The 19,621-nt window shown below is 56.7% G+C and carries 15 protein-coding genes and 1 pseudogene; 6 read left to right on the top strand and 10 right to left on the bottom strand.

Annotation, left to right across the window (positions count from 1 at the left end):
- Positions 1-491: 491 nt before the first annotated feature.
- On the bottom strand, positions 492-1,565 hold the full coding sequence (locus tag V6S97_RS26595) for an AI-2E family transporter (RefSeq protein WP_060726608.1): 1,074 nt from the start codon (positions 1,563-1,565) through the stop codon (positions 492-494).
- Between the two features lie 109 nt (positions 1,566-1,674).
- Positions 1,675-2,270 (bottom strand): annotated as a pseudogene (locus V6S97_RS26590) (transglutaminase-like domain-containing protein); the annotation flags it as partial.
- 515 nt (positions 2,271-2,785) lie between these two features.
- Between V6S97_RS26590 and V6S97_RS26585 the strand changes: the two are divergent.
- From V6S97_RS26585 to V6S97_RS26575, 3 genes are all read left to right on the top strand, one after another.
- Complete coding sequence (locus V6S97_RS26585; RefSeq protein ID WP_334428082.1) at positions 2,786-6,376, top strand: autotransporter outer membrane beta-barrel domain-containing protein; 3,591 nt, start codon at positions 2,786-2,788, stop codon at positions 6,374-6,376.
- Between the two features lie 95 nt (positions 6,377-6,471).
- Complete coding sequence (locus V6S97_RS26580) at positions 6,472-6,843, top strand: helix-turn-helix domain-containing protein (RefSeq protein ID WP_236731820.1); 372 nt, start codon at positions 6,472-6,474, stop codon at positions 6,841-6,843.
- Positions 6,844-7,800: 957 nt separating this feature from the next.
- Positions 7,801-8,061, top strand: coding sequence for a hypothetical protein (locus V6S97_RS26575; protein WP_060726605.1), 261 nt, complete (start codon positions 7,801-7,803; stop codon positions 8,059-8,061).
- A gap of 369 nt (positions 8,062-8,430) precedes the next feature.
- Here the strand turns inward: V6S97_RS26575 and V6S97_RS26570 are convergent, their stop codons facing one another.
- Both V6S97_RS26570 and V6S97_RS26565 read right to left on the bottom strand, forming a co-directional pair.
- A complete protein-coding gene (locus V6S97_RS26570; protein ID WP_334428081.1) occupies positions 8,431-8,658 on the bottom strand; it encodes a hypothetical protein in 228 nt (75 codons plus the stop codon).
- A 17-nt stretch (positions 8,659-8,675) separates the two neighbouring features.
- A complete protein-coding gene (locus V6S97_RS26565) occupies positions 8,676-8,897 on the bottom strand; it encodes a hypothetical protein (protein WP_060726603.1) in 222 nt (73 codons plus the stop codon).
- Between the two features lie 172 nt (positions 8,898-9,069).
- Here V6S97_RS26565 and V6S97_RS26560 point away from each other — a divergent pair, with 172 nt between their 5' ends.
- The 3 genes from V6S97_RS26560 to V6S97_RS26550 all read left to right on the top strand — a co-directional run bounded on the left by V6S97_RS26560 (position 9,070) and on the right by V6S97_RS26550 (position 12,932).
- Positions 9,070-10,719: a tannase/feruloyl esterase family alpha/beta hydrolase gene (locus V6S97_RS26560; protein ID WP_334428080.1), complete on the top strand. Its 1,650-nt coding sequence runs from the start codon at positions 9,070-9,072 to the stop codon at positions 10,717-10,719.
- Between the two features lie 49 nt (positions 10,720-10,768).
- On the top strand, positions 10,769-11,890 hold the full coding sequence (locus V6S97_RS26555) for a serine hydrolase domain-containing protein (protein WP_129567095.1): 1,122 nt from the start codon (positions 10,769-10,771) through the stop codon (positions 11,888-11,890).
- A gap of 91 nt (positions 11,891-11,981) precedes the next feature.
- Positions 11,982-12,932: a LysR family transcriptional regulator gene (locus V6S97_RS26550; RefSeq protein ID WP_060726601.1), complete on the top strand. Its 951-nt coding sequence runs from the start codon at positions 11,982-11,984 to the stop codon at positions 12,930-12,932.
- Positions 12,933-12,945: 13 nt separating this feature from the next.
- Here the strand turns inward: V6S97_RS26550 and V6S97_RS26545 are convergent, their stop codons facing one another.
- The 6 genes from V6S97_RS26545 to V6S97_RS26520 form a co-directional block, all read right to left on the bottom strand.
- Positions 12,946-13,962 carry a serine hydrolase domain-containing protein gene (locus tag V6S97_RS26545; RefSeq protein ID WP_334428079.1) on the bottom strand — a complete coding sequence of 339 codons (1,017 nt, stop codon included), beginning with the start codon at positions 13,960-13,962 and terminating at the stop codon, positions 12,946-12,948.
- A 115-nt stretch (positions 13,963-14,077) separates the two neighbouring features.
- Positions 14,078-15,067, bottom strand: coding sequence for an ABC transporter ATP-binding protein (locus V6S97_RS26540; RefSeq protein WP_129567093.1), 990 nt, complete (start codon positions 15,065-15,067; stop codon positions 14,078-14,080).
- Positions 15,064-16,038, bottom strand: coding sequence for an ABC transporter ATP-binding protein (locus V6S97_RS26535; RefSeq protein ID WP_060726598.1), 975 nt, complete (start codon positions 16,036-16,038; stop codon positions 15,064-15,066). The genes V6S97_RS26540 and V6S97_RS26535 overlap by 4 nt, the downstream gene beginning before the upstream one ends.
- Positions 16,035-16,934, bottom strand: coding sequence for an ABC transporter permease (locus tag V6S97_RS26530; RefSeq protein WP_060726597.1), 900 nt, complete (start codon positions 16,932-16,934; stop codon positions 16,035-16,037). Before V6S97_RS26530 ends, V6S97_RS26535 begins: the two co-directional genes overlap by 4 nt.
- Position 16,935: 1 nt before the next feature.
- On the bottom strand, positions 16,936-17,907 hold the full coding sequence (locus tag V6S97_RS26525; protein ID WP_162697687.1) for an ABC transporter permease: 972 nt from the start codon (positions 17,905-17,907) through the stop codon (positions 16,936-16,938).
- A 166-nt stretch (positions 17,908-18,073) separates the two neighbouring features.
- Entirely contained in the window at positions 18,074-19,549 is a 1,476-nt protein-coding gene (locus tag V6S97_RS26520; RefSeq protein WP_334428078.1) for an ABC transporter substrate-binding protein, read from the bottom strand.
- Positions 19,550-19,621: the final 72 nt, after the last annotated feature.

Here is a 19,621-nt window from a genome sequence, read left to right as displayed (position 1 = left end):
CGAAATCAGGAAGACCATGGCTTGGCGTTTGGCGTCCGAACTGACCTCAACCGCAACTCCTCTAAAGCCTGCGGCTCTCAAGATATCTCTGAACATCGCTATGTGGACGGGGTCGGAGTATTCCGGTGACGGACTGGGAGACACGCCGTCCTCCTTTGTTGGGGCAGGGGAAAACCCCTCGGCGGCAGCGCCCGTGAAACGAGCTGTCCCTGTCAGCATATGTCGTGCGTTATTTCTCAATTACAAGGCCGGAAAGCCTCTGTGGAAGCCTTGGGGCTGGGCCTGTGGTTAAGACGAGAGACTGGCGCCGGGCAATTCACCGTCGGGAAGCTTTCGATCACTGTCACACGCAGCGAAATTCGACTTTGTTCGCGGCACCACAACCTGATAGAAGACCAGATGTCCGTACCGGCCGACGAGCGCAGGATCACCATTCTGCGTGGGGGCATTCGGTCTGCGTGGGACTGCGGTGAGGAGACCTTTTCAAAGCGTCAGACAGCGTTTGAATCCGTAGACTCGGGCTTCCTGGCGTTCTGCTGCTGTACGAAAAGCGACCAGGCTGCAATAAATAGCGCGGCAATCAGTGGGCCCACAACAAAACCGTTGATCCCGATCAGCGAGATACCACCGACCGTCGAGATCAAGATCAGATAATCCGGCAACCGCGTTTCCTTGCCGATCAGCTGCGGGCGCAAAAGATTGTCGATCAATCCAATGATAAGCACACCAACGAGAACAAGGATCAGCCCCTTCACCCAGGCGCCCGTGAGAAAAAGCCAAATCGCGGCAGGAACCCACACAAACGCAGTCCCGATGGCCGGGAGCATCGAGAGGAAAGTCATCATCACGCCCCACAACAGGGCGGCCTCTATGCCAAGAGCCCAGAATGCGATGCCACCGACGGTGCCTTGAATGAGCGCGATAATGACGTTGCCTTTGATAGTGGCACGCACAACGGCAGAGAAATTCTCAACAAATTGACGGGTGTAGTCGTCGCTCAGGGGTATAGCGCTGCGAACGGTCTCGCCGATTTGCGCGCCATCTCTGAATAGGAAGAAGAGAAGATAAAGCATAATGCCGAAGTTAATGAACAATTTCAGCGTATTCTGGCCGAAGTTGATAACGCTGCCCACAATGGATTGCCCGGTTTGCATGAAACCCGTAAATAACTTCTCACGCAGTTCAGCAAAACCGCCAAGCTTTACAGAGTTCAACCAGTTGTCGGCAAATTGCGGGAGCGCGTCCTGGATGCGAACGAGATATGCGCTGAGATCAATTTCGTTGCTGCTTATCCTTTGGTAAAGGCTTGTTCCTTCCCGAATGAGAGATCCCAGAATGAGCATTGCGGGCAGGATGACCAGGCAGATGCATAACAGCACTGTCAGGAGGGCGGCTATGCCGCCACGGCCGTTCAAAGTGCGCTCAAGGCGCCGATGGACGGGAAAGAAGATCGTTGCAAGAATCACCGCCCAAAGAACGGCACCATAATAGGGCAGGACAAGCCAAAGGAACGCGACTGTCACAAAGGCCAGCAGGACGTAGAAGCTCGTGCGTTGAATAGACATGTCTGCCTTTTTTGGGCTTGACCCCGCCTCTCGCTTCCACGCGACCGCCTGCAGGGTTGTCCGTCCGATGATAGCGCTGTCCAGTTACGAAGCCAACGCTAAACCGTCGTCATCCGGTGAGCTCCTCTGTAGCGACCTCGAACCGTTTCATGACTGCCGGCCCGAAAGCAGTAGACAAGTCGACGTCTGTGGCATCACGTCCTGTCGCCATCAATATGCGTCCGATGCGGGGCGTGTTGTGACGGGCATCGACCGTATACCAGCGGCCGCTGAAATAGACTTCGCACCAGGCGCTGAAATCCATCGGGTTGGGGTCTTTGGGCACGCCGATATCACCGAGATAACCGGTGCAATAGGGGTCGGGATATTCATGCAGCGGCAGAGGGTGATGGCAAGATGCGCGAAATCGCGGCAGACGCCAGTCCTGTCATTGAACCCGCCGAAAGCCGTCCTCAGCGGATCGGCTTTCTCGTAGTTGAAGACAATACGGGAATGGACGAAATCGACGATCGCCTGAACACGGGGCCAGCCGAGTGGTGTAGCGGAGAAGTTTTTCCAGGCAAAGTCCGCCAACCGGTCGGTGTCGCAGTAGCGGCTGCCCAGCACCACTTCAAACGCACTGCCGTCCAGAATTTCGTCTTTGAGAATTTTCTCGGCTAACATTTCCTTCGAAGCCTGAACAGCTTCGCACCTCGCGTGCTCATCCGTCAAAAGGATGGTCCCTTCCGTGTCCATGGAGAGTCCCTCCATGTCGCGCACGTGGAATAAAGTGCCTTGGCATTGCGAAATTCCTGATATGTCGGCACAGGGGCTTCGACGCTAACGAATTTTCCAACTGCTGGTTCCCCGACATGGCCTATGCAGGATCCTTCTTGTCTTCTCCCGCTTGGCACCGGGGCACCTTTTTCAAGAACGCTGCAGGCAGTGCCGGCAATCTAGCATTATGCCCACCTGCTTGGCTGCTGGCCGCATATTGATGCAGGTACGCTAGGTAGCTCGATGCAAGGACGCGAGCCCCACTTGGCGTTTCAGCTGCGTCGTTTTCAAGTCTTTTAGCAATTACACAACCTCAAACTCACCATTGATTATATTTTAGTAATATATAGAACTCAATCATTGGAAACAACCATTGGGCGAAACTGATTCGGGGAAGATGGTTCCACCAAAAGCGTTCTTCAACCTCACTCGGGAGGAAATGTGAAGCAAAACGGGGGGCTTGAATGATCGCGCCTGCAGCATTTTTAGTGAATCAACCATCTAACGGGGTTGAGAATTCCTTCAATAATTCTGACGAAAACCTGAGACGACGTAGCACGCTCATCCGCGGTGGCCGGGTGGGGAAGCATAAGGGGATCGCCGGCGGCGTAGCGCCTTGTGAAGCAGGTTTGGTGCTGTCGTTTACGACTTTGTCGGTTGCAGCAGCATTTGTATCCTTGCTCCTTTGGTCTTCGCCATCGTTGGCAGGTAGCTGCGATCCCTCAGGTCCTGGAACCTGGAGTTGTTCCGGTGCTGCTTCAGGCACCGCTAGCGATGCATCGGTGGCTATTTTGTCCCCTGCTCCTGTAACAATTGTCACGCAGCCCGGATTTGGTTTGTCCACCGCTGTTGAGGCCATACGTGTCGATACCCTCGGCGGGATCATCATAACGGACGTAAATGCCTCTTCTATCATGTCCTCTGGTGGGCAGGGCATTTTGGCGATCAATGATCTTTCAGGCGCGGTTGCAATTACCTCGAACGGTAGCATCACCGGTGCCGATGGTATCTATGTTAGCAATACCGGTACAGGTTCCACAACAGTCACATCCTCGGGCACGGTGACCGGGACAACTGGTGACGGTATCAATGTTACCAACGACGGCAGCGCAACCGACCTGACTGTTAACCAAACGGGCGGTGTGATTTCTGGCGCGAGCAACGGAATTTTTACGACACACTATGGAATTGGGACGACCACAATCGTTGTCGCCGGTGATGTGAACGGTGCAACCGAAAACGGTATATGGGCGCAAAATTTCGCTAACGCGACAGACATCACGATTACCCAGGCAGCCGGCAGCACGATAACCGGTTATACGCATGGCATCCGCGCCGATAATTGGGCTGCCGGCGCTGTGTCGATCACGACGGCCGGGATTATCAACCAGACCCAGACTGGCGCGGCTAATAACGACACCTATGGTATCTATGCCTACAATTCCATATCCGGGGCGGATATCACTCTCACCCAGACCGCAGGATCGATCTCGGGCAATTGGTATGCCATGTATGCCAACAATCAGGGTAGCGGCTCAACGACGATCATCAGTTCCGGCGATGTCACGGCAATCGAACGCGCTGGACTTTACGCTTACAACGCGGGCACAGCGCAGGACATCGTTGTAAACCAGACGGTAGGAACGGTCAAAGGCGGCACCTATGGCGTTTTCGCAGACAATGCGGGTATCGGTTCAACAACGGTTTCATTGTCCGGCGATGTGATCGCTTCCGGTGACTACGGTGTCTATTCGCGTAATAGCAGCAGTGCCACCGATCTAACTGTAAGACAGACGGCGGGTTCTATTGCTGGAAAAACCGGCATTCTGGCTTGGAATAGGGGTGCGGGCGTCTCGTTGGTCAGCGTAGGTGGCACGGTGAGTGGCGGCGCGGGCGCGGGTATCCAAACGATTGCAGCGAACGGCTCGACCGTCGATATTGCATCTTCCGCAACGGTCACGGCAACGTCCGGAATTGCCATTCGTGACGGCGGTGTCGGGGGTAACCCGATTGCTTCGGACACAATCGGGGGCGATGTCGCAGTTAACAGCGCTGGCACCGTAACCGGTGATGCGATCCTTGGCCTCGGTGATGACACCGTCAGTCTATCTGGTGGAACCTATGCCGGCAATATTTACGGTGACGACAGAGACGACGCTCGAAGCGGCGACGGTATTGCCAACCATGAAGGCAACGATACGTTCATTTGGACGGCCGGCGGACTGGCTGGCGGCTTCTACGGTCAGGACGGTTCCGATGTGGCAGTGGTGAGAGCATCGACCTATGATGGTTCACAGGTGCTTGACGGCGGCGAAGATACCTCGATTGCCGATGGCATGATCGATACGCTTACGCTCAGGGATGTGACGGCGACGACGAATGGCGGCAAGATCGTCAATTGGGAAGTTGTCAATTTGGATGGCGCCAATCTGTCTATCGACGACGGCGCATGGCATGTCGGCGAGCCGGATGAAGCAACGACCGGTGTGTTCCTGAGCAGCGGTTCTACACTTGACGGCATGGCGTCGCTCGCCTTCGACGGCAATATGACGATTGATTCAACGTCCACTTTCGTCGGAACGGGCGGCGGAACCGGGGTCTATTCGTTCAGCGGCGATGCGGCCAATGCCGGAACCATCACCACGGTAGATGATGCTGTCGGCGATGTTATCATCATCGGTGGAAATTATAACGGCAATGGCGGACAGATGCTGTTCGATGTTGCTCTTGGTGACGACAGCTCCAAGACGGATATGGTCATCGTCAATGGCGACACTTCTGGCACGACAAATGTCGGCGTCAACAATTTCGGTGGGACGGGTGCGCAGACCAGCGAAGGTATCCGTATCATCGAGGTGAACGGTGCTTCCAGCGGTTCTTTTTCGCTCATTGGCGATTACATGATTGGCGACAGGCAGGCGGTCGTAGCGGGTGCCTACGCCTATCAACTCTATCAGGGGGGCGCATCGACGCCGAATGATGGTAACTGGTATTTGCGTTCGCAATTGACCAATCCGACAACGCCGACGGCACCGACCTCCCCGCTTTACCAGGCTGGTGTGTCGACCTATGAGGCATATCCCCAGGCATTGCTGGGTTTGAATGGCGTGCCAACGTTGCAGCAACGTGTCGGTAACCGTTTTTGGGCCGGCAATGGCGCTTCTAAACGCACATCTTATGCCGCTTCGGAAGACGCAAGCGCTGCAATCGAAGAAAGCGGTTTGTGGGGCCGCATCGAAGGTGCGCATAACAGCATCGAACCGCGTTTTTCGACCTCAGGTGGCACCGATTACGATCAGAATGTCTTGAAGCTTCAGGCCGGCATTGATGGGCTGTTGACGGAAACGGAAAGCGGCAAACTCATTGGCGGGTTCACAATCCATTACGCCCATGGCAAAACCGATATCAATTCTGTTTACGGCGATGGTGAGATCGCCACGGACGGTTACGGTCTTGGCGGTACATTGACCTGGTATGGCGAGAATGGCTTCTACCTAGACGGTCTGGGCCAGATGACCTGGTATACGAGCGATCTCGACTCTGTCCTTGCCCATAAGAACCTCAGCGACGACAATGACGGGTTTGGCTATACGCTGTCGGTAGAAGGCGGCAAGCGCATGGCCGTCGATCCAGCCTGGTCAGTCACACCGCAAGCCCAACTAGTGTATTCCAATGTCGATTTCGATGCGTTTACCGATGCATTCGGCGCCCGTGTCAGCCTCAACCGTGGAGAAAGCCTGCGAGGCCGTCTCGGTGTGACCCTTGACCATGAAAGCGCGTGGCAGAATGACAAGGGCTTGCTCAACCGCTCCCATGTGTACGGCATTGGCAATCTCTACTATGAGTTCCTTGAAGGGGCGAGGGTCGATGTCCAGGGCATGAGCTTCGCCAGCCGCAATGATCGTGTCTGGGGCGGCGTGGGGCTCGGGGGAACTTATAGCTGGGATGACGATAAGTACTCGATCTATGGTGAAGGTCTTGTCCAGACCAGCCTGAATGACTTTGGCGACAGTTATTCCGTCAAGGTACAAGTGGGCTTGCGCATGAAGTGGTAACAGGCTGACCTTATCGGTAAAACGCACTTCGTCATCCGGAAAAAATTACACGAGTGGGAACCACGTGTGTCCACAAGCGGTCGGTTGGCTAGTCAGTGGATATAGACATCACGCGCCGCAAGACCACTACCGTTTTTCAGTCATTGGGCGAACAACTGCTCGCAGCCCGCAAAAAGCGTGACCTGAGCCAACCGACACTCGCCGAGCAACTTGGCCGAAATCGTGCCCGCATATCGGAACTGGAACGTGACCTTGCCAACAATCGTTTGGGCAGGGACCGTCTGACTCTGTTTGCCGAACTCTGCGATACGCTTGATCTCGTCTCTGCGCTGATCCCGAAATCGCGCATGGAAAGCGTGCGCCTACCGGTCGATGACATACCCGCTCCAAGACATTCGATCGAGGCTCCGAGAGCTTTCGACGAGCTTTTCATCGATCTCGACGACGATGAGACAAAGGAAGGGTAATGGCGAAAGGATCGGACTATGATGGAGGTTGCGCAGGTCGTCGTCGCGATGAGGTCGGATGCGCGTCCTTCCAGTTGCGTGGTAAAGGCTGCAGCTTGACGAATGCGGAGCGCATGACATCAAATTCCGGACATAAATCGGCTGTTTGGCTTTCCGGGCTCAACATCGCCGCGGCTGAAATCGCTGAGCCGGGATGACGCAGGCGGAGGTTGAGCAACAGCGTCGGCAGGAGGCCCGGTCTGCGACGGGTTCATCCTGCCCGCTTTTCTTTTTCAATCCTCACTGTTCAATTCGAGCCGACGATCGAAGACGATAGATGCTGGCGGCCGCGATGCTTGGAGGACGGGACTAGGTTCGGCGCCCCAGAAGGGCTAGCGCGTCAACCATCATACGCTTCAAGATGAGTTTTCTGTTTCCCGGTGTGGCAAAGGCAGCTTCCGGGACAGCAACACCAGCACGCGAGGGATTGATGCGTTCAGAGGGTGGGATCGGAAGGGGCTCTTCGACGATGGCAGGGACAACGATGTGCGTGATCGTCGTTTCATCGGATTTAACCGAAACGGTGACCTGTGTTCCGGAGCGGAGACGGTCGACCCCCGTTTGAGCGGCCTCTCGCTCATCCTGAGCTTCGACCAGCGATGTCTGCGTTACGAGAAAAAAAGGCATGTTTTTCCACGGAGTGTTTTGATTGAGGTCTCGTCTGCAAAGCGGCTTCGGTCAAGGTGCAGGACCATGTTTACGGTCGCCTCCGAAATAAAAAAGGCGCTCGACCCGCGAGGGGAGCGCCTTCTTTTGGATCCCGGGACAACATCAAACGCCGATGCGATTGCAGCCAGCAGAACATCGTCTCATCGGGAAGTGACGCACAGATATTGTTGACGAAGAGCAATTTCAAGTCGCGATCTGGATTACCCCCTGTTAGATTTTCCCGTCATTCTAAATGTCAGGCGAGGCAGTATGAGCACAGACCCCGAAACCCGCAGAGCCAACGCGCAGCGTGCGATTGATCGCGCGGCGGCGCGTGGTATGCCGATCGACAAGGATCCCGCTTTCGTTGCCCTGCTGGAGGAATGGATCCGGGGAGATATCGACATAAGGGCCATGCGCGAACGGTACCTTGATATAATCGCACTTCAAGCTGCCGAGCGGCGGGGCCTGCGCAAAAGCCGCCTCGGCATAAACCCCTCGGAATCGTCGGACGAGGCCAACGAAGAATAAAAAAATGGGCCTGCGGAAACCGCGGCCCATGAAGTGTGGAGATCTAAAACCTCCAGAGGGGAACAGCTGCTGCAACGGAACTGGGAGGTGACCGTCATGTGCATCAGCTGAAGGCGTTATGCCTGAATTTTGACCAACAGGAAAACATTTATTGTGCAACGCAGCTATGCAATCGCCGCGACGGTCTCGTCGTACAGATCTGCAGGCTGTTGGTGGCGTTGGTGAAGGAGAGTGTGGCAACGCCAGTAACGACAAGCGCTGCCGCGAAGAGCCAGTAGCCGGGCGCGTGTGCTGCCAATGCGCAGCCGAGGCCAAATACCGTGGTGCTGACGACCAGATTGCGGAATTCGATGCAGTCGCAACCGGCATTCAGGAATGGGCCGGTGATTGTCCCGACCGCGTGATCGATGACAGCAGGCCGTAGCCGGCAGCATCTGCATGGAAGATGCGCACGCCCATCTTCGAGACGAAGATCGGAAAGTTCAGGTCGAAGGTGCCGATGAAGAACAGCATGAACAGGATCGCGACAAGATCGGGGCGGCCGCGGACATAGTGCAGGTCTTCGACGAAGTTGCCCTTGCCGCGGGGCGCCCGCATGTTCGGCCGCAGCAGCATCAGAGAAACCAGGAAGGATGCGCCATTGGCGAGAAAGCCCATGTGGTGCCAACAGTGGCGATCGCGACGCGCGAAACGGCCGAGCCGACCAGCTCCGCGACGAAGGTCTGGTGGACCAGCACGTCGAGGGCGGCGGCGCTGCCGAACAGGAAGGCGAAGACATGCCAGAGCTGACTTCTCCGAGCGGACCAAAGCTGGGAAGTGGGATATTCTTTTTCCACGCAATGGCGGCAATCGCCAGCCCCGTCCCACTCAGCTTACAAAACCGCGGAACTCATGTGCACATCGCAATAATCCGTCCATTATTTGCATTTCACATTATGAAGTTCTTATAGCTAGTTTGAGCAAGGAAAAATGCTGCCGGACATAGGAGTGGCCGGCCGGGAGGAAATCATGTCATCTCTGCTTTGGGCTGCGTCACGCGGAGTGATGTCGATCCCGCTTGTCTATACTTTATTATCGCCGGCAATTGCGGCACCGCAGGAGGCGCAAGCGCTCTGCTCAGGCATGGCCAACAAGGAAATTGCCTTTTCCGCCATAACCCTCCCCACCACCGGCGCCAGGGTTTTGTCCGCGACATTAGTCGGCGCTGCCGATCCCGGAAATCAAAGCGGCGAATATTGCAAGGTGGTCGGGGAAACCAGACCGGTCGATCAGAATGCGCCCAGGATTATCTGGCAGGTCAACCTGCCAAGTGCGTGGAACGGCAAGATGCTCCAGTATGGCGGCGGCGGTTACAATGGTTCCCTGCCGCCAACATCCGAGAAGACGACATTGGGACTGGATACCGTGCCCACCCCCCTCGCCCGGGGTTATGTGACATTCGGAAGCGATTCAGGACATCAAGCCCCCAATGCAGATGATACTTCCTTTGCCCGCAACGACGAAGCAATGCTCAATTACGGATATATGCACATCAAGAAAACGCTTGATGTGGCCAGGGTCCTCGTTGCTGAACGATATGACCAGCCGATAAAACGCGTTTATTTTCAGGGCGGCTCGACCGGCGGCCGCGAAGGATTGACAGCAGCGTCGCGCTGGCCGGAAGCCTATGATGGTATTCTCACAAATTACCCCACCGCCAACTTCGTCGGTCTGAGGCTCTGGGGAGCAGGACTTGCCCGTTCAGTCTATGACGACAATTCGGCCGGCTGGATACCGCCCGCACTTGTTGAAAAGATCGCCAGGGAAGCAATCAAATCCTGCGATGGGCTGGACGGGGCCGAAGACGGATTGATCAGCAACATGGATGGATGCCGCGCTCGATCCAACGCGCTGGTGGAAAGCCTCTCCTGCAAGGCCGAAAGCGCAGGAAGTTCCCACGAGTGCCTGACCAAAGCGCAAATTGAGCAAACGCTTGCGATCTATCACGACGGATACACGCTGCCATACAAGCTCGCAAACGGCATCGACACCTATCCCGGCTATAACAGCCTTGAGGGAATTATGATGCAGGTGGGATCGGAGCCAAACCTTCGCACTCCACCCGTCTCAGGGCCGAATGCACATCATTCCAGCCGATCCTTTGAATTTTTGCAGAATTTCGTTGCACGCGATCAGTCATTTGATCTTTTGTCTTTCGACATCCGTAATCCAGGTCGTTTCAAGGGCCGGATCGTCGAATTGTCAGAGGTGATCGGCGCGACCCGCACCGACTGGACCGCTTTCAGTGCTCGTGGCGGCAAGATCATATGGCTGCAGGGCAATGACGACCCAAGCGTGAGCCCGCTCGGCAATGCCCGGCTCTATGAGAGCATCATAGCCACGATGGGGCGCGAAAAAGCCCAAAAGTTCCTTCGTTTTTACCTTGTTCCCGGCCTTGCGCATGGCAGCGGTCGCTTCTCTCCGACCTGGGACAATCTGACGGCGCTTGACAACTGGGTGGAAAATGCTGTGCCGCCTTCCGGCCCGGTCGTGGTGGATGCGACGAAATCCGCCACCAAGGGACGAACGAGACCGCTTTGCGAATATCCGAGTTGGCCGAAATATAAGGGCGAAGGCGATGTGGTGCTGGCTTCGAGCTTCACCTGCGCGACCGAGTAGGGTCCGCCTTCGGCCTCAAAAACAATCAACATCTATCGGGAGGGCAATTATGGCCATCGGTATCAACCTGTCACGTCGCTCTGTTCTTGCAGGCTCGACCCTTGCACTGGCAGGACTTGCTGCGGCAAGCGCCTCCGCAACAGACGCCCCCTCGCACGCGCACCAGAAAACAACCGGCAAACTATGGAAGACGGTAATGGACACTCCGTCAGCCCGCTGGTCTCCGGCAAAGCTGGCGGATATGGAGGCGCAACTCTATCCAATGGCCACCACCTCGATGATGGTCGTGAGAAATGGCGAGATCGTCTACAAATACGGGAACCTGTCCGATGTGAGCTACCTCGCCTCGGCCCGGAAAAGCGTGCTGTCGATGCTCTTCGGGAAATATGTGGCCGAAGGCAAGATCGACCTCGATATGTCTATCGGCGAGATTGGCATCGAAGAGGATGACGGACTGTTGCCGATCGAGAAGACCGCCAAAGTCAAGGACCTGCTGACCTCCAGCTCTGGGGTCTATCATGCTGCCGGTAGCCCTGGTGGCAATGACAACACGCCAGAGCGTGGAAAGACAGAACCCGGGTCGGTCTTCCTTTACAATAACTGGGATTTCAACGTTCTGGGTGCTATTTTCGAGAAGCGCACGGGCAAGAGCGTTTTCCAAGCCCTGCAGGAGGACCTGGCCGAGCCACTCGGGTTTGAAGATTTCGACTTCAGCCGCCAGAGGATGATGGGATACGAAAATCAATCGCGTTATCTCGCCTACCACCTTTTCCTGTCGGCACGTGACATGGCCCGGCTGGGACAACTCATGCTTCAGGGCGGAAAATGGGAAGGTAAGGTGATCGTTCCGGAGACCTGGATCGCCGAAAGCATAAAAGTACGCTTTACGCCTGAGCAGACAAAAAGCAAGGAAGGTCTGGGTTATGGTTATCTCTGGTGGATACCGACGTCCAGCGCCCCCGCCTTCAAAGGGGCCTACCTCATGAACGGCAACTTTGGGCAGTTCGTGTTATGCCTGCCGGCTATAGATACGGTCATCGTCCATCGGCGCGCCGTTACCGACGAATTTGCAATTGCCCGAAATCTCGGAAAGACCACCTATGAGCCGGCGAAAGTCACTGCCGGAGAGTTCCTGAAAATTGCAGAAGCCGTGGTGGCAGCCAGTACCTGAGACCGCAAGCGAAGGACTGCCGCCTATTTTCGGTAGGGGCAGTCCATGCCATTGTGTTCATACACGTTTTGAAGGCTAAGGCAGGTTTCGCATGCAGCGATTTTCATTGGGATCCATCGATCTCAATCTACTCAAGGTCATTTACGCCCTCGTGGTCAAAGGCAACATGACGGCAGCCGGGGAGTATATCGGTCTGTCCCAACCCGCCATGAGCCATGCGCTAAAGCGCGTTCGGGCCATCACCGGTGATGAATTGTTCCGGAAGACGTCGGGCGGTTTCGTGATGACCCGGTTCTGCGCCGAGATTTTCCCAGCAGTACGGCGTATCATCGAAGATACCGAATCCGTGATGCTGTCACATCTCAAATTCGAACCGGAAACATCTCACCGCGCCTTCAGGATCGGAATGAACGACTATTTCTCCGTTGTTCTGATGCCGCGGCTCATTGAACGTGTGCAAGCACGGGCTAAGCATTGTGTACTGGAGGTCATTCACATGCCGCGCACGGGCGTGGCCAATAATCGAAACTTTCTCCCCGTCGTACAGGAGCATCTCGACGAGGGCACAATTGATGTCGCCGTGATGACGGCGGACAATTTTCCAGCCCGTTACCGCTGCACCTCACTCTTTACAGAAAGGCGCGTTTGCATCATGTCGGCCACCAATCCGGCGGCCCGCGACCCGCTGACGCTGGATGCGCTGCTGTCGCTTGGACACGTCAAGGTCACCTCCGCGCCGAGCCGTCGTGGCTGGATCGACGAGCGGCTGGACGCTATGGGGCTTGAGCGAAGAGTGGTTGCCGTCGTGCCGCATTTTTCTGCCGCAGTGGCGATCATCGCCCGCAGCGATCTTGTGGCGATCATGCCCGAAAGCGTTGCGAAACTCTTCGAACGTTCGCACGAACTCCTGCTCTTGGAATCTCCCTTTGCCGAAGAAAAACAGTCAACAAGCATGATCTGGCTTGCCGAAAAGGTACGCGATCCGGCAAGTCAGTGGCTGCGGGAACAGATTTTAGACTGTTTCACCCAAGATCCGGCCTGAACGGTGAGCCGCCTTACGCCATCGATCGCTCGACGGCCAGTTTCGCCCGGATGAAATGATCGGCGACGCCAAGGAAATTTTCCATGGTCACCGCCGGCAATTCTTCCTTGAAGCTGCCGTCGTTGCGGGCGATGGCCAGGTCATCCGGGATTGCTCTTCTGTTGACAAAAACCATGTCGAGCGCAGGCAGGCACAGGATGAACTGCCCAAAGTGGCCGGCAGCAACACAGGCGCCCTGCCATTCCGGCGTCTCATCCGTCACGAGAGGAATCCACCAGAGATAGCTGTAACCGGCAATCCGGGACTTTTCACTCTCGTTCATGCTTTGCGCGGGAACGCGGATTTTCGTGCTTTCTGCAACCCATCCGGTCGGCATCACCTGCTTGTCGGCCCAACGACCGTGCCGGACCATCGCAAGCCCCAGCCGCGCCATGTCACGCCCGGACAGGAAAAAGTGATAGGCAAGGTATCGTGACGCTCCCTCGTAACCCATCATCCGCTGACGGCCAGGATCGAAATCCTGCATTTCCATCGGCCCTGCGAAATCTTCCTCGAACGCCTTAAAGACACTGCGGCCGGTCAGCTGTTCGAAAGCGGCCCCGAGCACATTGAAATCCCAATTGTTATAATGAAAATAGGTGCCGGGTTTCTTGGAGCCGCGCTCGGGAATGTTCTTGGTATTGCTACCGGGGCTTCCCGGCCGATGGTAAACGCCGGAACTGCTGATCAGAAGATCGCGCAGTCTCGCCGTCTTTTCAATAGGCAGCAGGCCGTGATCCTCATCGATGCCGAGGTCTGCCATGGTCAGATCGAGATCGATCTTTCCGTCGACAACCGCCTTGCCCATCAGCATCGAAAGGATGCTCTTGCGGGTCGAGGCGAGATAGCTCACCTCAGAAATATCACCGTAGCTATAGAGGATCTGGCCGCCGACGACGGCCATGAAGGACGTGGTGGGCAGGGCCTCCAGAGCCGCATCGACGGTCGAGCGCACATCGGCCGAAAGGCCGTGATCGACAGGTTTGGACACCTGCTTCCATACTTGTGCCGGAAATTCCCGGCCTTGCTCTACAGACAAATGTTCCAGAGGTGCTGAAACAGACATAATTTTTCCTTTTGCGGTTTTGGATTTGGTTTTGCCGATATCAGTCGTTTAGATGGCACGCGCTCTTGTGGCGCGAACCGACCGAGCGCAGCTCCGGCCGCTCGACCCGGCACCGTTCCATCGCCAGCGGACAGCGAGGGTGAAAGTGACATCCCGAGGGTGGTGAAAGCGGACTTGGTATTTCGCCTTCGATGGCGGTGAAACTGCGCTGCACGGGATCGAGGCTCGGTCTCTCCTGAAGAAGTGCGCGGGTATAGGGGTGATTGGGATGCGCGAACAACTCCTCGACGGTCGCCTCTTCCACCACACGTCCGAGATACATCACGACGACGCGATCGGAGATATGCTCAACAACCGAGAGGTCATGGCTGATGAAGATATATGTGAGGCCCAGCTGCTTCCTGAGGTCCAGAAACAGATTCAGTATCTGCGCCTGGATCGACACATCGAGAGCCGCGACCGACTCGTCGCAGATCAGCATGTCCGGTTGAACGGCAAGCGCGCGTGCGATGCCGATACGCTGGCGCTGCCCACCGCTAAACTGGTGAGGAAAGCGGGATGCCATTGTGGGGTCGAGACCAGCGCGCACCATCTGCTGGGTGACATAATCATCCAACTGCCGCGCCGTGGTCAGCCCATGATGCAGGGGCGCTGCGCCAATTATCTCATGCACCCGCTGACGGGGATTGAGAGAGGAGGACGGATCCTGAAAGATCATCTGGACCTTCAGCCGCGCCGTCTCCGCCTCGTCGCCCTGCATATCCTGAAGACGCTTGTCCCGGAAGAGTACCGTTCCGTCTGACGCCTGCAGCAGACCGGCCACTACACGTCCAAGCGTCGACTTCCCGCAGCCGGACTCGCCGACGATTCCGACGACTTCGCCTTCTGCGACGGTAAGACTAACATCATCCAGAGCGCGGACGACGGGATTGGGGGATTTCAGGCCGATGAACTCGGCGCCACGTTCGATCAGGCCGGATTTGCGGCTGAAGCGCTTGCTGACGTTGCGGACCTCCAGTCGATTGCTCATGCTGGCGCTCCTTCCATGACGGGGTGAAAACATCGAAGAAGTCGCCCTTCGACAGGTTCAAGCTGCGGTGGACTGAGACAGAGCTCGGTCGCTGACGAACAGCGGGGATGAAAGGCGCAACCTTTCGGCATATTGGCGACGGAGGGTGTCGTGCCCGATATCTGTTTGAGCCTGGAACCGCGCTTGTTGTGCGCGGGAAGGCTCGCCATCAAGCCGTTCGTATAGGGATGCATGGGGCGGCGAAGCAGGTCGGCCGTGTTGCCCTGCTCGGCGATACGGCCGGCATACATGACCGAAACGCGATCCGCGAGGCCAGCGACGACCGAGAGGTCATGGGTGACCCATATGAGGGCAGTTCCCTTTTCGCGGGCGAGCTTTTGCACGATCGAAAGGATCTGCGCCTGAATGGTGACATCAAGGGCGGTGGTCGGTTCATCGGCGATGATGAGATCCGGAGACATCAAGAGCGCGATGGCAATGGCGACTCTCTGCCGCATGCCGCCGGAGAATTGATGCGGGTAGGCGCTCAGCCTCTCCTCAGGGCTTGGAATGCCGACCATGCCCAAGGCATCGCGCGCCCTCTCGCGGGCCGCCTGCCTGCTGATGGCTTCATGGGCATGCACCACCTCCATCATCTGCGTGTCGATCCGCAGGACGGGGTTGAGCGTTGACATTGGATCCTGGAAAATCATGGCGATCCGGTTGCCACGGATGGAGCGCAGCTCTCTTTCGGAGAGGTTTCGCAAATCCCTGCCCTTGAAGAGTATCTGCCCACCCGTCACCCGGGCCGGCTTATCGATCAATCCCATGATCGACAGGCCGGTTACCGATTTCCCGGATCCGGATTCACCGACCAGCCCCATCACTTCACCGGCTGCGAGCTCGAGATTGATGTCGTCGATAAGGGTGACAAGGCCTTCGGCGGTCACGACTTCAGTCTTCAAACCTTTGATTTCAAGCATGGCGGTCATTTCTGTGCAGCCTTCGGATCGAGCATTTGACGTAGGCGATCGCCGACAAGGTTGATCGCAAAGATGGTCACAAGTAGCGCTATTCCTGGAAACAGCGCGATCCAGTAGGTGCCCGACAGCATGAATTCATAACCGCTGGAAATGAGAAGCCCGAGCGACGGTTCGGTAACGGGCACGCCGAGGCCAAGAAAGCTGAGCGTCGCCTCAAGCGTGATTGCGCGGGCAACCTGCATGGTGAGCAGGACGACCAGCGGTGACAGGCAGTTTGGCAGAAGCTGGCGAAAAAGAATATTCCGGTGGGGAAGGCGCAACGACCTTGCCGCTTCGACATATTCGCGGCGAAGTTCCGTCAGTGCCGCGCCGCGTGCGGTGCGGGCGTATGTCGCCCATTCTACAAGAACGATTGCGAAGACAACGTTGCCGACGCTTTTCCCGAGCAGCGCAAGAATGAGGAGCGCCGAAAGGATGGTGGGAAAGGAAAGTTGAAGATCGACCACGCGCATCATTGCCGTCTCCACCTTGCCGCCGACATAGGCAGCTGTCAGGCCGAAAGCGGTGCCGATGATGAAGGCGATGGCCGCCGATCCAAGACCGACGATCAGGCTGATCCGCAGACCGTGGAGAATGGCGGAAAGCATGTCGCGCCCCTGATCGTCCGAGCCGAACAGGAAAGTGAAGCCGGCGGACGCCTCCGATCCCGGCGGCATGCGGCCATCCATGATGTCAAGTTGCATCAGGTCGTAGGGGTTCTGAGGCGACAGCATCGGCGCGAAGATCGCCAGCAGGACGATAAGGATCATCAGGATGAGGCCAATAAGCGCGAGCGGCGAGCGTGCAAACTGCCGCAGGAATTGCAGCCCGGGTCGAAGTTTTGCGGAGACGGGGATAGCTTGCACGTCACTCTCCCTGAAGTCGGATACGTGGATCGAGCAGCCTGTAGGTGACATCGACGACGAGATTGATGATGACGAACATGATGACCACAAGCATGAGATAGGCCACGATCACGGGGCGATCGAGCGCGGAGATGCTGTCGATGATGATCTTTCCGACGCCGGGCCAGGCAAAGATTGTTTCGGTGACGACAGAAAAGGCGATTGTCTGGCCGATATCGAGCCCGACAACGGTCACGACCGGTATCATCACGTTCTTGAGAACATGGATGCCGAGTATGCGCCGTGGTGAAAGGCCCTTGGCTTTGGCAAATCGCACATATTCGCTGGACATTGCTTCGCGGACACCGGCTTCGGTCAGGCGCGTCACCATGGAAATGTTAAACAGCGAAAGGCTGACTGCCGGCAGCACCATGTGCCTGAGCCCGTCCAGCGTGACGAAGGACCAGGGAATGCCAAACAGGGTTTCGGTTGCACCGCGACCTGAACTCGGCAGCCAGCCCAGCTGCACGCTGAATATCATGATAAGCAGAATGGCTATCCAGAAGATCGGCAGACTGAAACCGAAGATCGAACCGACCATGATCATCCGGGAAAATGGGCTCTCGGGTTTCCAACCCGCCATGAGGCCGAGAGGCACGCCGAAGACGAGTGACAGCAGGACGGCCGCAAAGGCAAGCTCCAATGTCGCCGGCAGGCGGGACAGGATCAACTCGACAGCCGGCTCCTTGTAGACATAGCTGATGCCAAGATTTCCCTGGAGGACACCTTTCAGAAACAGAAAGAACTGTTCGTAAAGCGGGCGATCAAGGCCGAGATCGGCGATCAGCCGCAGGCGATCTTCATGGGTGGCTTCCGCCGGAAGCAGGGTTTCGATCGGGCTGCCTATCAGGTGAAGGCCAATAAACACGATCACGGCCATTGCCAGAGCGACCAGGATCGCTTGCAACAGGCGCTGGATAATCCATAGGGTCATGATACCCTCAAAAAATTGATGATGTGGCGACGGCCCGCCGATTTCGACATGCGGGCGCTGTCAGATATACCGCATTTCAGGTTTTGCATTCCTGTGCAAAAGCCGCTCATCTGCGCGCAGGACGTGGCGGCGGCGGATCGAAAACATTCCGATCCGCCAGTGCGACTTATTCGGATATATCCTTCACGAGCGTACGCTCATCGATGCGCGGTGCATAGGACAGGCCTTTGCGCGTAACCCAGGCATTGCTCTGCTGGTAAAGAGGTATGATGGCGCCGTCATTCACCGCAACCTTGACCGCCTCGACAAGGGCCGTCTCGCGAGCCTTGTCGTCGTAAATCGTCATCGCCTTCGCGACGAGATCATCGAGTGCCGGATTGGAGTATCCGCTGTCATTTGAAGCACCCAGTCCGCGCTTGGGATCAACGGTTCCGAGCACGTTCACCAACATGGAGCTTGCATCATAGGTGGCGTTGCCGAGCCCCAGCAGCTTCATGGAGAATTCCGATTTACGCGACGAGAAGGTTGTCCACGGCAGGGCTTCCACATTCGTCTTTACGCCAATGCGCGTCCACATCTGTGCAACGGCTTGAACGACTGCAGGCGCGTTGGGATAGCGGTCGTTTGGCACGTGAACAGTCAGTTGGAAACCGTTCGGGAAGCCGGCATCAGCAAGCATCTTCTTGGCGGTCGCCGCGTCAGGCTTCGGTGGCTGAATGTCGTCGGTGTAGGAAAAGGCGCCTTTGGGCAACCATTGGCCGGATGCCGTCGCTGTACCTTCCATAATCTTGTCCACGATACCCTGACGGTTTATCGCCACGGACAAAGCGTTGCGGACGCGCGCATCGGCAAGCGGGTTTGTCTCCAGCGCTTCGCCATTCGGCCCCTTCACATTGGCTTTCCAGGTTTCGCCCGATGTCGTCGGCGCCAGATAGATCACGCGCAGACCGGGCGTGGAGACGAAGGACAGATTGGCTGTCGACTTGAAGCGGGCAATATCGGTGGCGGCGGGAGCATCGATAATGTCGACATCACCCGCCAGAATGGCCGTGGTACGCGCGCTGGCACTGGAGATCATGCGGTAGGTCGCATGGTCCCAGTCCACTTTCTTACCCCACCATTCGGGATTGCGCTCCAGCCCGACTTCGATGCCCTGCTTGAAAGTAGAGAAGCGAAAGGCGCCGGTGCCGATTGCCGCCTTTCCGGAATTATAGTCTGCGGTGTCCGCGCTCTCCCCGACGTGCCGGGAAATGATCGCGATGTTGGCAAGGTCGCCCGGAAGGGTAGGCGCCGGTGCCTTCGTGTTGATGATGACCGCAAGATTTCCATCAGCTTCGACACTTGCGACATTTCTGATGAAGCCGCCGAAGCCGCCGGGGCTGTTGGGAACATTTCCCGCGCGACCGAGCGTGAACACCACGTCATCGGCAGTGAAGGGTTTTCCGTCATGCCATTTCACGCCCTCGCGAAGGGTAAACCGCCATTTGGTTTCGGAAGCGGCCTCCCATTTCGTTGCAAGGCCCTCGACAAGCTGCCCTTGGGCAGTTCGCTCGGTCAGCCTGTCGAATATCTGCATGGCGATGCTGTTGTTTGGAGAGGCATTATAAAAATGCGGATCGACCGAGGTTACGGTACCGCTCAATCCTACCGTAATATCCCTTGCAATAGCCGGAGAAACCGCAAAGCTGGCGCAAGCCGCCAAGTATAGCAAAAC

The sequence above is a fragment of the Agrobacterium sp. CCNWLW155 genome, from assembly GCF_036888815.1.
Classification (GTDB): domain Bacteria; phylum Pseudomonadota; class Alphaproteobacteria; order Rhizobiales; family Rhizobiaceae; genus Agrobacterium; species Agrobacterium radiobacter.
This window is presented reverse-complemented; position numbering and strand designations above follow the sequence as displayed.